This is a genomic window from Lysobacter arenosi (assembly GCF_016613475.2).
Classification (GTDB): Bacteria; Pseudomonadota; Gammaproteobacteria; order Xanthomonadales; family Xanthomonadaceae; genus Lysobacter_J; species Lysobacter_J arenosi.
Genome location: NZ_CP071517.1, coordinates 2,843,904 through 2,857,638, shown reverse-complemented (window position 1 = coordinate 2,857,638; position 13,735 = coordinate 2,843,904). Strand labels below are relative to the sequence as shown.

Here is a 13,735-nt window from a genome sequence, read left to right as displayed (position 1 = left end):
GAACCACCATTCAACGCAAAGTCCGATTCCGCGTGACTTACGGGCCATCTGCGCGGTAAGCGCGGCGGCGCATCGTGCGCACCGCACTCCCCCGCGGATCACGCCGATGAAACTCACCGACGCCTCGCTACGAAACCCCGCTGCCGTCGCGGTGATCGTGGCCATGGTCTGCGCATTCGGGCTGATGAGCCTGTTCAAGCTGCCGCTGCAGCTGTTCCCCGACATCGAGCGCCCGCAGATGTCGGTGCAGACCAGCTGGCGCGCGGCCTCGCCGCAGGAAATGGAATCGGAGATCGTCGAGCCGATCGAGGCGGTGATGCAGGGCCTGCCCGGACTCGAGGAGATCGAGTCCAACGTCAACGCCGGCAACAGCTTCATCAACCTGACCTTCGCCGTCGGCGCCGACATGGACGCGATGCTGGTGGAGGTGCTGTCGCGGATGAACCGCCTGCAGCCGCTGCCGCGCGACGCCACTCCGCCGGTGGTGCAGTCGGGCGCCGACAACGCCAACAATTCGCTGACGTACTTCTTCGTGCAGAAGCTGCCGGGCACGGCCGGCGACATCCTCGATTACCGGCAGATGATCGAAGACCGCATCGTGCCGAAGCTGTCGGCGGTCGAAGGCGTGGCCGGCGTCGAGATCAACGGCGGTGCGCCAGAAGAACTGACCATCAGCCTGAACCTGGAACGCGCCGCGGCGATGGGCATCCAGATTCCGGAGGTGGCCGCCGTGGCCGCGCGTGCCACCGACGTGTCCGGCGGCGTGGTCGAAGCCGGCCGTCGCGAGTACGTGCTGCGCTTCGCCGGCCGCTATTCGCCCGAGGCGATGGGCAACCTGATCCTGGCATGGCGCGACGGTCGCCCGGTGCGCCTGGCCGACGTCGCCAAGGTCGAGGTCAAGCGGCCCGAGCAGCGCTTCTTCGCCTACCAGAACGGCAATCCCGCGATCGGCCTGCGCATCATCCGCGAGACCGGCGCGAACGTGCTGGATACGCTGGATGAAGTGAAGCGCGTGGTCGCCGACGTCCGCGAAAAGGACCTGCGCCCGCTTGGTCTCGACATCGCCCAGAGCTTCGACGCCTCCGTTTTCATCAATCGCGCGATCAGCCTGCTCTCGGGCAGCCTGTTCGCCGGCGTGCTGCTTGCTGTGGGCTGCCTGTGGTGGTTCCTGCGCGATGTCCGCGCCACCGCGCTGATCGCCTGCGCCATTCCGATTTCGCTGCTGGCGACCTTCATCGTCCTGCAGCTCACCGGTCGCAGCCTCAACGTGATCTCGCTGGCGGGCCTGGCGTTCGCGGTCGGCATGGTCATGGACGCGGCCGTCGTCGTCGCCGAGAACATCGTGCGCCTGCGCGAGGAAGGCATGCCCGGGCGCCAGGCCGCGCTCGAAGGCACGCGCCAGGTCGCCGTCGCGCTGGTGGCGTCCACGATCACGACGGTCGCGGTGTTCGTGCCGGTGATCTTCATGGAAGACGTCGAAGGCCAGCTGTTCGCCGACCTCGCGTTGACCATCTCGATCGCGGTGGGCATCTCGCTGCTGGTCGCGGTCACCGTACTGCCTGCCGCCGCGGGCAGCTGGCTGCGCGAGCGCAAGGACGCGCGCGAACAGCACCGCGCGTGGTCGCGCGTCAGTGACTGGGCGATGCGCGTGACTGCCGGCCGCCAGCGCCAGCTGGCCTGGGTCGGCGGCCTGGTGCTCGCTCCGGCGCTGCTGGCGGCGGTGCTGATGCCGAAGATCGACTACCTGCCACCGGTGAAGCGCGCCGCCGTCGATGCGATCTTCAACTTCCCTCCCGGCATGGGCCCGGAGCGCGTCAACCGCGAGATCGCACCGGCCGTGCTTGAGCGCATGCGCCCTTACATGGACGGCGAGAAGGGTCCGCAACTGAGCAACTGGTATCTGCTGCTGTGGCCCGGCGGCGGCACCATTGGCGCGCGCGTGGTCGACCCGGACAACATCGGCGAACTCGAGCGAGTCGTCCGCGACGAAGTGGTGGTCGGATTCCCCGACACCCGCGCTTTCGCCAGCGAAGGCGAGCTGTTCGGCAGTTTCGGCGGCTCGGCGCGCGCTATCGCCATCCACCTGCAGCACGCCGACGGCGACGCCCTCACGCGCGCCGCCGAAGCCGGCCGCAAGCTGCTGTCCGAGCGCTTCCCCGGTGCCAACGTGCAGGCATGGCCCAACGCGGATTCCGGCACGCCGGAGCTGCGCGTCAATCCCGACGACCGCCGCCTCGCCGAAGTCGGCTGGCGTCGCCCGGAGCTGGGTACCGTCGTGCGCACGCTCGGCGATGGCCAATGGCTGGGCGAACACTTCGACGGTGACCGTCGCCTGGCGATCATCCTGCGTACCGACCGCGACAGCAGCATCTCTCGGCTGGGCGCGGCGCCGCTGGCGACGCCGCAGGGCGGCGTGCTCAGCCTGGCGGAGCTGGCCAAGGTCGACACCGTGCTCGCCCCCAATCAGTTGCGCCGCATCGACCGGCGCCGCACGGTGACCCTGACCATTGACCCGCCCGCGGCCATGTCGCTGCAGGAAGCGCTCGACATCGTCGATGCCGATGTTGTCCCCGCGCTGCGCAAAGCGCTCCCGTCCGATGCCGAGATCCGCGTCTCCGGCAGTGCCGACCGTCTCGGTGAAGTGGTGCGCAGCATGGGCATCAACTTCGCGATGGCGCTGGTGGTGCTGTTCATGCTGATGGCGGCGATGTTCCGCTCGCTGCGCGACAGCGCGTTCGTCATGGCGACCCTGCCGATGGCCGTACTCGGCGGCGTGCTCGGCCTGCGCGTGCTCGACCTCGCCGCGGGGCAGACGCTGGACCTGCTGTCGATGATCGGCTTCATCATGCTGCTGGGCATGGTGATCAACAACGCGATCCTGCTGGTCGCGCAGACGCGCGATGCGCAGGCCGCCGGCGCCACGCTCGATGCGGCCCTGCACCAGGCGCTCGATCAGCGCCTGCGGCCGATCCTGATCGGCGCGCTGACCGGCGTGCTCGGCGCGCTGCCGATGGCGATCAATCCCGGCCCTGGCGCGGTGATCTACCGCGGCCTCGCCGCCGTGTCGGTTGGCGGCGTCGCATTGAGCCTGGTCTTCCTGGTGGTGTTGATTCCCGCGCTGCTGCGACTGGCCGACTCGCGTCGCCAGGCCGCGACGGCTGTCGACGGCATCGACGCCATGCCTGTTCCGCAAACCTCCCCCTGAATGTCACTCCTCCCCCGGAGATCGTCATGCGCACCTTGCACAAAACCCTGATTGCCGCGGCGCTGGCCGTGGTCCTGACCGTCCCGCTGCTTGACCTGGATGCCGGCGCCAGCGCACCTCCCCCCGAGGCGCCGCCCGCGATCGTCAGCGTGGCCGCCGCGGTCAGTACCGAGCTGGCGCCGCGGCACTGGGCCCCGGGCAGTGTGATCAGCCGCCAGGACGCGCACGTGGCCAGCGAACAGGACGGCCGCGTGATCCAGGTCGCCGAGGTCGGGCAGAATGTCCGCGCCGGCGAACCCATCGCCGTGCTCGACGACACCGCGCTGCGTCTGAGCGAACGCCAGGGACAGGCCGACCTGGCGCGCATCCAGGCGCAGCTCGACATGGCCACGCGCCAGGAGCAGCGCTACGCGTTGTTGGCGCAACAGCAGAACATCGCCCGCGCCCAGCACGAACAGCTGCAGGCCGACCGCGAAATGCTGGTGCAGGAACGCGCCCGTGCCCAGGCGCTGCTCGAGCAGACCCGCCACCAGCGCACGCAGATGCTGGTGCGCGCGCCGTTCGACGGTGTCGTCGCCGAGCGCGAAGTGGAGCTTGGCGAGTTCGTCAACACCGGCGACGCGGTTGCGCGCGTGGTCGACACGGCCGAGCAGGAAGTTCGCGTGCGCGCCCCGGTCGACCTTGCCCGCCATCTCGCCGTCGGCACGCCGGTGCAGGTGCGCGTGGGCGACAGCGAACGCGGTCATCCGGTGAGCGCGCTGGTTCCGGTCGGCGATGAAGCCTCACGCCAGCTGGAGCTGCGCATCCGGATGGATGCGAGCGAGTTCCCGGTCGGCACCGCGGTGGAAGTCGGCATGCCGAGCGCGGCCAAGCGCGCGGTCGTGGCGGTTCCGCGCGACGCGGTGATCCTGCGTCGCGAAGGTGACTTCGTCCTGCGCGTCGGCGGCGACAACAAGGCCGAGCGACTGCCGGTGAAGACCGGGACCGAAGTCGGCGACCTGGTCGAGGTCAGCGGCAACGTCAAAGCCGGCGATCGCCTGATCGTGCGCGGTGGCGAGCGCGTCGAGGCCGGACAGTCGGTGACGATCCAGGACCTGTCGCGGGCGGTGTCGGTCCGCTAGCCACGCAAGTTCGCCCTGGCCCGCAATTACCGCGTTCGTTACCGAACGCGGAGCGGATCAGCAGTCGTCTGATTTGCCGGTCGCGTAACGCAGACCGGCCCGAAGCTGCTGCAGGAAGTTCTGATCGGAGTACACGGCCTCGTCGTGACCCAATCCCGTATACCAGCTGCGCCCGCCTTCGAAGGCATGACACCAGCTGATCGGATGGTCCGCACCCATGGTGCCGCCCTCGTACAACGACTCGTCAACCGTGGCGATCACCCGCACCTGCTCGCGCGGATTTCGGTCGTAGTTGTAGATCTCGTCGGTGATCGGCCAGGGCTTGCCGTTGCGTTTGCCAGCCAGCTCCGGCCGCACCTGCGTGGCCTGCAGGCCTTTCGGGTGCGACTTGAACCACGCACCGACCAGCTGCCCATACCAGGGCCAGTCGTGCTCGGTATCCGCGGCCGAGTGCACGCCGACGAATCCGCCGCCAGCGCGCATGAAGGCCTGCAGTGCCTGCTTCTGTTCCGAATCGAGGATGTCGCCGGTGGTGCTGGCGAACACGACCACCTTGTAGCGCGCCAGATTGGCGGCGTTGAAGTCCGCCGCGTTCTCGCTGTGGTCGACGGCAAGGCCTTGTGCGCCCGCCAGCTGCTGCAGCGTGGCCACGGCGGTCGGGATCGACGTATGCCGCCACCCGGTGGTCTTGGTGAACACCAGTGCCCGCTCCGGCGTCGCGGCGGACGCGAAACCGGCAAGCAGCAAGGTCGACGTGCATAGCCAGGCAAGGGTCAGTCGGCGCATGCGCGGATCATGCCATGGCGACCCAGTGCATCTGAACAGGGCAGGGAGGGCGCACGCACTCCAGCGCCGTCGTGTCAACGGGTTACGCGCCAGCGCCCGCATTGCGACAATCGCCGTCTCCCCGGTACTCCGGGATTTCACGATTGGATGCAATGCAGGATCTCAAGCAAGTCGCCGCCCAGGTCGCGGGCAAGATCGCCCGCCTGATTGCCGAGGAAATCGGCGCCCAGACGCAACAGGCCCAGTCCGCCATCGCCCTGCTCGACGAAGGCGCGACCGTGCCGTTCATCGCGCGCTACCGCAAGGAAGTCACCGGCGGCCTCGACGACACCCAGCTGCGCAACCTTGAGACGCGCCTGACCTACCTGCGCGAACTCGAGGACCGCCGCGCCGCGGTGCTGGCCAGCATCGAGGAACAGGGCAAGCTCAGCGACGAACTGCGCGGCGAGATCGAGGCAGCCGACAGCAAGTCGCGCCTGGAAGACCTCTACCTGCCGTACAAGCCCAAGCGCCGCACCAAGGCGCAGATCGCGCGCGAAGCCGGTCTGGAGCCGCTCGCCGATGGCCTGTTGGCCGATCCGATGCAGGTGCCGGAAGAGTTCGCCGCCGGTTTCGTCGATGCCGAGAAGGGCGTGGCCGACGTCAAGGCCGCGCTCGACGGCGCCCGCGCGATCCTGATGGAGCGCTGGGGCGAAGACGCGGCACTGGTCGGCGAATTGCGCGGCTGGCTGCACGAAGTCGGCGTGATCCGCGCCAAGGTCGCCGAAGGCAAGGAGCTGGCCGGCGAGAAGTTCCGCGACTACTTCGACCATGCCGAACCGCTGGCGAAGATTCCCTCGCACCGTCTGCTCGCGCTGTTCCGTGGCCGTCGCGAAGAGTTCCTGTTCCTCGACCTCGACCCGGGCACCGATGCCGCGGCCGGCCACCTGCTGGCCGAAGGCCGCGTCGCCGTGCACGCCGGCATCAAGGCGCAGGGCCGTCCGGCCGACAAGTGGCTGCTCGATTGCTGCCGCCTGACCTGGAAGGCCAAGCTGCACCTGCACCTGCTGCTCGACCTGTTCGCGCAGGCGCGCGAGAAGGCCGAAGTCGAGGCCATCGACGTCTTCGGCGACAACCTCAAGGACCTGATGCTGGCCGCGCCGGCCGGTGCCAAGGCCGTGCTTGGCCTCGATCCGGGCCTGCGTACCGGCGTCAAGGTCGCCGTGGTCGACCGCACCGGCAAGTTCGTCGACCACGCGACGATCTACCCGCACGAGCCGAAGCGCCAGTGGGACCAGTCGCTGGCGTTGCTGCGCCAGCTGTGCGTCAAGCACCAGGTCGAACTGATCGCGATCGGCAACGGCACCGCCTCGCGCGAGACCGACAAGCTCGCCGGTGACCTGATCAAGCTCGTGCCGACGCTGTCGATGCAGAAGATCGTGGTCAGCGAAGCCGGTGCGTCGGTGTACTCGGCCTCCGAGTTCGCCGCCAAGGAATTCCCCAACCTCGACGTGTCGATCCGTGGCGCGGTGTCGATCGCACGACGCCTGCAGGATCCGCTGGCAGAGCTGGTCAAGATCGAGCCCAAGGCCATTGGCGTGGGCCAGTACCAGCACGACGTCGACCAGTTCCGCCTGGCGCGCACGCTCGATGCGCGCGTGGAGGACTGCGTGAACGCCGTCGGCGTCGACGTCAACACCGCCTCGGCGGCGCTGCTGACGCGCGTGTCCGGCCTGTCGTCGACGGTGGCCGAGAACATCGTCGTCTACCGCGACAGCAACGGCGCGTTCAAGAGCCGCAAGGAACTGCTGAAAGTGCCGCGCCTGGGCGACAAGACGTTCGAACAGTGCGCCGGCTTCCTGCGCATCAGCGACGGCGACCAGCCGCTGGACGCATCGTCGGTGCACCCGGAGGCCTATCCGGTGGTCGAGCGCATCCTCAAGCAGTGCGGTCGTGAAGTGAAGCAGGTGATCGGCGATGCCTCGCTGCTGCGCGGCCTCAAGCCCGAGCAGTTCACCGACGAACGCTTCGGCGTGCCGACCGTGCGCGACATCCTCAAGGAACTCGAAAAGCCCGGCCGCGACCCGCGCCCCGAGTTCAAGGCCGCGCGTTTCGCCGACGGCGTGGAGGACATCAAGGACCTGCGCGAAGGCATGATCCTGGAAGGCGTGGTCAGCAACGTCGCCGCGTTCGGCGCGTTCGTCGACATCGGCGTGCACCAGGACGGCCTGATCCACATCTCGGCGCTGTCGGACAAGTACGTCAAGGATCCGCGCGAAGTCGTGAAGGCCGGCGACATCGTCAAGGTCAAGGTGCTGGAGGTCGATGTCGCCCGCAAGCGCATCGCACTGACGCGCCGCCTGGACGACAGCGCTCCGGCACCGCGTGGTCCGCGCGAGGATCGCGATGCGAGGCCGAACCAGAACCGTGGCGGCGGCCGTGATGGCGGCCGTGGTGCGCCGATGCCGAAGCAGGCTCCGGCACCGGCGAACAACGCGCTGGCGGCGGCGTTTGCGCGGGCGAAGAAGAGCTAGGAAGCAAATGGATCCCGGCGTACGCCGGGATGACGATGTCCCTCAAACAACAACGCCGGCCCAGGGCCGGCGTTGTCGTTACCGCACTACGACGAGAGAGGCAGCGTTACTGCGTGATATCCACGTCCTTCGTCTCGCGCAGGAACAGCGAGCCGATCACGAAGGTCATCAGTGCGATCACGATCGGGTACCACAGGCCGTAGTACATGTTGCCGGTGGCCGCGACCAGGGCGAAGGCGATCGTCGGCAGGAAGCCGCCGAACCAGCCATTGCCGATGTGGTACGGCAGCGACATCGAGGTGTAGCGGATGCGGGTCGGGAAAAGCTCGACCAGCCATGCCGCGATCGGGCCGTAGACCATCGTCACGTAGATCACCAGGATGGTCAGCACCACCAGCACCATCGGCTTGTTGATGCGCGCGTCATCGGCCTTCTCCGGATAGCTGCCGGCCTTCAGCGCCGCCTTCAGCTCACCGGTGAACGCATCGCCCTTGGCCTTGCTATCTTCCTTGCTCAGGCCCGCACCTTCATAGCCCGCCACTTCCACCGAACCGACGGTGACCTTGGCCACGGTGCCGGCAGGAGCGGCAGCAATCGTGTACGGCACGCCCGCCTTGGCGAGGGCCGCGGTGGCGATGTCGCACGAGTTGGTGAAGACCTTCTTGCCGACCGGGTCGAACTGGAACGAGCAGGTATCCGGATCGGCATGGACCACGGCCGGTGCGTTCGTGCTGGCTTCGGCGATGGCCGGGTTGGCGTAGTGGGTCAGCGCCTTGAACAGCGGGAAGTAGGTCAGCGCGGCGATCAGGCAGCCGGCCATGACGATCTTCTTGCGGCCGATCTTGTCCGACAGCCAGCCGAAGAAGATGAAGAACGGCGTGCCGATCGCCAGTGCCGCCGCGATCAGCAGCCATGTAGTCGTGGCATCCACCTTCAGCGACTGCGTCAGGAAGTACATCGCGTAGAACTGACCCGCGTACCAGACCACGGCCTGGCCGGCGGTACCGCCGAGCAGGGCCAGCAGCACGATCTTGCCGTTCTTGGTGAAGAAGCTTTCGGTGATCGGGGCCTTGGAGGTCTTGCCCTCGGCCTTCATCTGCTGGAACAGCGGCGACTCGTTGAGCTGCAGGCGGATCCACACCGACACGCCGAGCAGGATGATCGACAGCAGGAACGGAATGCGCCAGCCCCAGGCCTCGAACGCCTCGGTGCCCAAGTACGTGCGAACGCCCAGGATCACCAGCAGCGACAGGAAAAGGCCGATGGTCGCGGTGGTCTGGATGAAGCTGGTGTACAGGCCACGCTTGCCGTGCGGGGCGTGCTCGGCCACGTACGTCGCCGCGCCGCCGTACTCGCCGCCCAGTGCCAGGCCCTGCAACAAGCGCAGGAAGATCAGGATGGCCGGTGCGGCAAACCCGATGCTGGCGTAGTTGGGCAGGATGCCGACCAGGAACGTCGACAGGCCCATGATCACGATCGTGACCAGGAACGTGTACTTGCGGCCGATCATGTCGCCGATGCGACCGAAGAAGATCGCGCCGAACGGTCGCACGGCGAAGCCGGCGGCGAAGGCGAGCAGGGCGAAGATGAAGGCGCTCGTGTCATTGAGGCCGGAGAAGAACTGCTTGGCGATGATCGCCGCGAGCGAGCCGTACAGGTAGAAGTCGTACCACTCGAACACGGTGCCGAGGCTGGAGGCGAAGATGACCTTCTTGTGCCCCTGGGTCAGCGATGCGGCAGGTTTGTCGGAGTTTGCAGTGATGGTGGACATGTGCTCGTCGCCCCTTAGAAGTTGTACTTCACGTGCGTCTGCAGGCGATTGAGGTCGCCGCGGTCGCCGTTTTCGAGTTCACGCTGGCCCCAGATCAGCTCGGCACCGAGGTCGAGCTTGGGCAGCGGCGTGTAGATCACGTTGACGTGGCCGGACTGCGCACCCTTGGTGATGCCAAGGCCGGTGAGGGCGGTGTCCTGGTCGTAGTCGGCGCGCGAATAGAAGATGTTCGTGCGCAGCTTCGGACTGAACACATGGCGCCAGCCGACGAACCCGGCGATCAGGTCGATGTTGTCCAGGTTGCCGGTGGAATCGAGCACGGCGTCGTTGCTGAGCGCCAGGCCGATGTAGCGGCCGATGCCGCTGCCGCCGGTGACCATGTAGCGGATGTCGTCGTTCTTGCCGAGGTTGAACTTGCCCGAGACGCTCACGCCGTAACCCATCTCGTCGGAGTCCTGGTTGAGCGGGCCGTTCTGGAAGGCCAACTGGCGCACCAGGCCGGCGATGCCGAAGTGGCCCCAATCACCCTTGAAGGTGTAGCGGCCGGTCAAGTCGGGCATCTCGCCGTCGTCACCCTGCACCTGCCCCATGTTGCCGTTGAAGGGCGTGTAGACCGTCTCCGGGTTCTCCATCGAGAACGACCACGGGCCGTTGGTGTAGCGCAACTGCGCGTGGCGGACGAACACCGTGCCCTCGGTCGGGCCGAGGAAGTCGACGGTGTCGGGCAGGGCGGCGGTGTCCTGGAAGTTGGTCCAGGTCTGGCCGGCCAGCCAGTTGTTCCACTGCACATACGCCTGGCGCAGGGTCAGCGCGTAGGTGTTGGTGGCGATCTCGTTGCCGGTGAAGGCGGTGCTGCCGCCACCGAACAGATCGAACTCGAGGTAAGCCTTGAGCTTGTCGCCGCTGTCCAGGTCGGTGTCGGCACCAAACCAGAAGCGCGAGAAGTTCACGCCCATGTCGGTGTCGGAGCCGCCTTCGTCGGTGCGGCCACCGCCGACCGGGATTGCCTTGGGCACGTAGAACAGGCGGCCGACGGTGCCGTCGGGAATGTCGCCGTCGTTGGTCTGGGTCAGCGAAGCATCGAGCTTGATGAAACCGCCATAGCTGAAGCGCGTTCCCGGGTTCGCCGTGGCCATGATCGGCGCGGTCTGGATGGTCGGTTTGGCCGGCGCCGGCGGATTTCCGGCGGCGGCACCCGCGGTCACGGCTGCGGCGGGGGCCGCGGCAGTTGCGGGCGCCGTGGCCTGCGCGGTCTTGACCTCGCTGATCTGGCTCTGCTGTTGCTGCTGCTGCGAGACCAGCTGCTTGACCATGGCTTCGAGCTGGGCGACGCGTGCTTCGAGCTCTTTTTCCTTCGCGGTTTGCGCGAATGCCATCCCCGGCAACGCCAGCGCGACCAGCAGGGCGGCGGCGAGCGGGCGGCGACGCACAGTCGCGGCCTTCCTCGTCGGCGACGCAATGATTGCGGACATGATTCCCTCCCAACGGAACGCCGCACCCAATGCGCGGCCTCGGCCAGCCTGCTGGCGCATCGCGCTGCACAACCATTCCCCATTGGTCGTAGGAAAGGCTCGATAACCGCCAATTACGACTATGGTCTACACCCTGCCGGATGAGGCTTTAACAGTGAATGCGGCAAACTGGACCGTCCCACGCCAGAAACCCAGACAGAACCTTGTCCCGGAGCACGCCATGAACCACCCCGCCGTCGTCCACCCTGTCGATCCCGAATTCGCCGCCAAGTCGCGGGTCACGCGCGAAGCGTACGAGCGCATGTACGCCGAATCGGTGAACCAGCCCGACGCGTTCTGGGGCAAGGTCGCGCAGCGCCTGGACTGGTTCAAGGCGCCGACGAAGGTCAAGGACGTCAGCTACCAGCTCGACGACTTCCACATCCGCTGGTACGAGGACGGCGAACTCAACGCCAGCGTCAACTGCCTCGACCGCCACCTGGCCCAGCGCGGCGACAAGACCGCGTTGATCTTCGAGCAGGACGATCCGTCCAAGCCGGCCGAGCACATCACCTACCGCGACCTGCATGCACGGGTGTGCAAACTGGCCAACGCGCTGCGCTCGCTCGGCGTGCGCAAGGGCGACCGCATCACCATCTACCTGCCGATGATCCCCGAAGCGATCGTCTCGATGCTCGCCTGCGCGCGCGTCGGCGCGATCCACTCGGTGGTGTTCGGCGGCTTCGCCCCGAACTCGATCGCCGACCGCGTTGCCGACTGCACCAGCAAGCTGATCATCACCGCCGACGAAGGCCTGCGTGGCGGCAAGAAGGTGCCGCTCAAGGCCAACGTCGATGCGGCGCTGAAGATGCCCGGCACCAATACCGTCGAGACGGTGCTGGTAGTGCGCCACACCGGTTCGGCCGTCGACATGCAGATGCCGCGTGACCGCTGGTACGACGCCGTCGTCGAAGGCCAGTCGGAAGAGTGCGCGCCCGAGCGCATGAACGCCGAAGATCCGCTCTTCATCCTCTATACCTCCGGCTCGACCGGCAAGCCCAAGGGCGTGCTGCACACCACCGCCGGCTACCTGGTCTACGCCAGCTATACCCACGAGATGGTGTTCGACCTGCGCGACGACGACATCTACTGGTGCACCGCCGACGTCGGCTGGGTCACCGGCCACAGCTACATCGTCTACGGGCCGCTTTCCAATGGTTCTACCGCGGTCGTGTTCGAAGGCGTGCCGAACTACCCGAGCGTGTCGCGTTTCTGGGAAGTGATCGACAAGCACAAGGTCAGCATCTTCTACACCGCCCCGACCGCGATCCGCGCACTGATGCGCGATGGCGACGAGCCGGTGAAGAAGACCTCGCGCGCCTCGCTGCGCCTGCTCGGCACGGTCGGCGAGCCGATCAATCCCGAGGCCTGGCGCTGGTACTACGAAGTGGTCGGCGATTCGCGTTGCCCGGTCGTGGACACCTGGTGGCAGACCGAAACCGGGGGCATCCTGATCACGCCGCTGGCCGGCGCGATCGACCTCAAGCCGGGCTCGGCGACCAAGCCCTTCTTCGGCGTGCAGCCGGCGCTGGTCGATGCCAATGGCCAACTGCTCGAAGGCGAGGCCGAGGGCAACCTGGTCCTGCTCGATTCGTGGCCGGGCCAGATGCGCACCGTCTACGGTGACCACCAGCGCTTCATCGACACCTACTTCCGCACCTACCCGGGCATGTACTTCACCGGCGACGGTTGCCGTCGCGATGCCGACGGCTACTACTGGATCACCGGACGCGTCGATGACGTGATCAACGTCAGCGGCCATCGCATCGGCACGGCCGAAGTCGAAAGCGCGCTGGTTTCGCACCCGAAGGTGGCCGAGGCGGCAGTGGTCGGCTTCCCGCACGACATCAAGGGCCAGGGCATCTACGCCTACGTCACCCTGATCGCCGGCGAGGCCGCGACCGAAGCGCTGCACAAGGAACTGATCGCGCACGTGCGCAAGGAGATCGGACCGATCGCCACGCCCGACCATCTTCAGTGGGCGCCGGGCCTGCCGAAGACGCGCTCGGGCAAGATCATGCGCCGCATCCTGCGCAAGATCGCCGAGAACGCTCCTGACCAGCTCGGCGACACCAGCACGCTGGCCGACCCGAGCGTCGTCGAAAGCCTGGTCAACGAACGCCGCGTGCCCTGACCCCAACCGCATGACCACCCTGCTGATCGCCGACGACCACCCGCTGTTCCGCGAGGCACTGCGCGGCGCGGTCGCGCGCGTGCTGCCCCAGGCGCAGCTGCGCGAGGCCGACAGCGTCGATGCGCTGTACACGCTGGTCGAGGCCGAGCCCGATGCCGACCTGTTGCTGCTCGACCTGAACATGCCCGGCGCGCAGGGTTTCAGCGCGCTGGTGCATCTGCGCGCACTGCATCCGCAATTGCCGATCGTGGTCGTGTCGGCGCGCGAGGAACCCACCGTGATGCGTCGCGCGCTCGACCACGGCGCGGTCGGCTTCATTCCCAAGTCGGCCGACGCGGCGACGCTCGGCGAGGCGATCACGCGCGTGCTCGACGGCGACCGCTGGGCACCGGCGGCGGCCTTGTCCGCACCGGCCGCGCACGCCGACGAGCACGACGCCGCACAGCGCCTGCGCGACCTCACGCCGCAGCAGTTCCGCGTGTTGCAGATGCTCGGCTCGGGCCTGCTCAACAAGCAGATCGGCTATGAGCTGGGCGTGTCGGAGGCAACGGTGAAAGCCCACGTCACCGCGATCCTGCGCAAGCTCGGCGCCAGCAACCGCACCCAGGCCGTGCTGATCGCCGGCCGCCTCGCCCTGGACCCCAGCGCCATAGTTCCGCCGCCGGAAGAGGCGGAGTAGCCGGCTCCACGGCCC

General features: G+C 67.4%; 8 protein-coding genes. 5 read left to right on the top strand and 3 right to left on the bottom strand.

Annotated features, from left to right (window positions below; genetic code table 11):
- The first annotated feature begins 106 nt into the window (after positions 1 to 106).
- Positions 107 to 3,205 carry an efflux RND transporter permease subunit gene (locus tag HIV01_RS13155; protein ID WP_200607785.1) on the top strand — a complete coding sequence of 1,033 codons (3,099 nt, stop codon included), beginning with the start codon at positions 107 to 109 and terminating at the stop codon, positions 3,203 to 3,205.
- 26 nt (positions 3,206 to 3,231) lie between these two features.
- Positions 3,232 to 4,326 (top strand): efflux RND transporter periplasmic adaptor subunit, encoded by a 1,095-nt coding sequence (locus tag HIV01_RS13150; RefSeq protein ID WP_200607783.1) that lies wholly within the window; start codon positions 3,232 to 3,234, stop codon positions 4,324 to 4,326.
- A 57-nt stretch (positions 4,327 to 4,383) separates the two neighbouring features.
- On the opposite strand, the gene HIV01_RS13145 is transcribed toward HIV01_RS13150, so the two are convergent.
- Positions 4,384 to 5,112, bottom strand: a complete 729-nt coding sequence (locus tag HIV01_RS13145; RefSeq protein ID WP_200607781.1) for a ThuA domain-containing protein — start codon at positions 5,110 to 5,112, stop codon at positions 4,384 to 4,386.
- A gap of 152 nt (positions 5,113 to 5,264) precedes the next feature.
- On the opposite strand from HIV01_RS13145, the gene HIV01_RS13140 reads away from it, so the two are divergent.
- The gene (locus HIV01_RS13140) at positions 5,265 to 7,625 is read left to right on the top strand and encodes a Tex family protein (RefSeq protein WP_207526960.1); all 2,361 of its coding nucleotides are present in this window, start codon (positions 5,265 to 5,267) and stop codon (positions 7,623 to 7,625) included.
- 106 nt (positions 7,626 to 7,731) lie between these two features.
- On the opposite strand, the gene HIV01_RS13135 is transcribed toward HIV01_RS13140, so the two are convergent.
- Both HIV01_RS13135 and HIV01_RS13130 read right to left on the bottom strand, forming a co-directional pair.
- Positions 7,732 to 9,396, bottom strand: coding sequence for an MFS transporter (locus tag HIV01_RS13135; RefSeq protein ID WP_200607777.1), 1,665 nt, complete (start codon positions 9,394 to 9,396; stop codon positions 7,732 to 7,734).
- A gap of 14 nt (positions 9,397 to 9,410) precedes the next feature.
- On the bottom strand, positions 9,411 to 10,868 hold the full coding sequence (locus HIV01_RS13130; protein WP_207526959.1) for a DcaP family trimeric outer membrane transporter: 1,458 nt from the start codon (positions 10,866 to 10,868) through the stop codon (positions 9,411 to 9,413).
- A 220-nt stretch (positions 10,869 to 11,088) separates the two neighbouring features.
- Between HIV01_RS13130 and acs the strand changes: the two genes are divergently transcribed.
- Both acs and HIV01_RS13120 read left to right on the top strand, forming a co-directional pair.
- Positions 11,089 to 13,041, top strand: coding sequence for an acetate--CoA ligase (gene acs / locus HIV01_RS13125; protein ID WP_200607773.1), 1,953 nt, complete (start codon positions 11,089 to 11,091; stop codon positions 13,039 to 13,041).
- Positions 13,042 to 13,051: 10 nt separating this feature from the next.
- The gene (locus HIV01_RS13120) at positions 13,052 to 13,720 is read left to right on the top strand and encodes a response regulator transcription factor (protein WP_200607771.1); all 669 of its coding nucleotides are present in this window, start codon (positions 13,052 to 13,054) and stop codon (positions 13,718 to 13,720) included.
- The last annotated feature ends 15 nt before the right edge of the window (positions 13,721 to 13,735 follow it).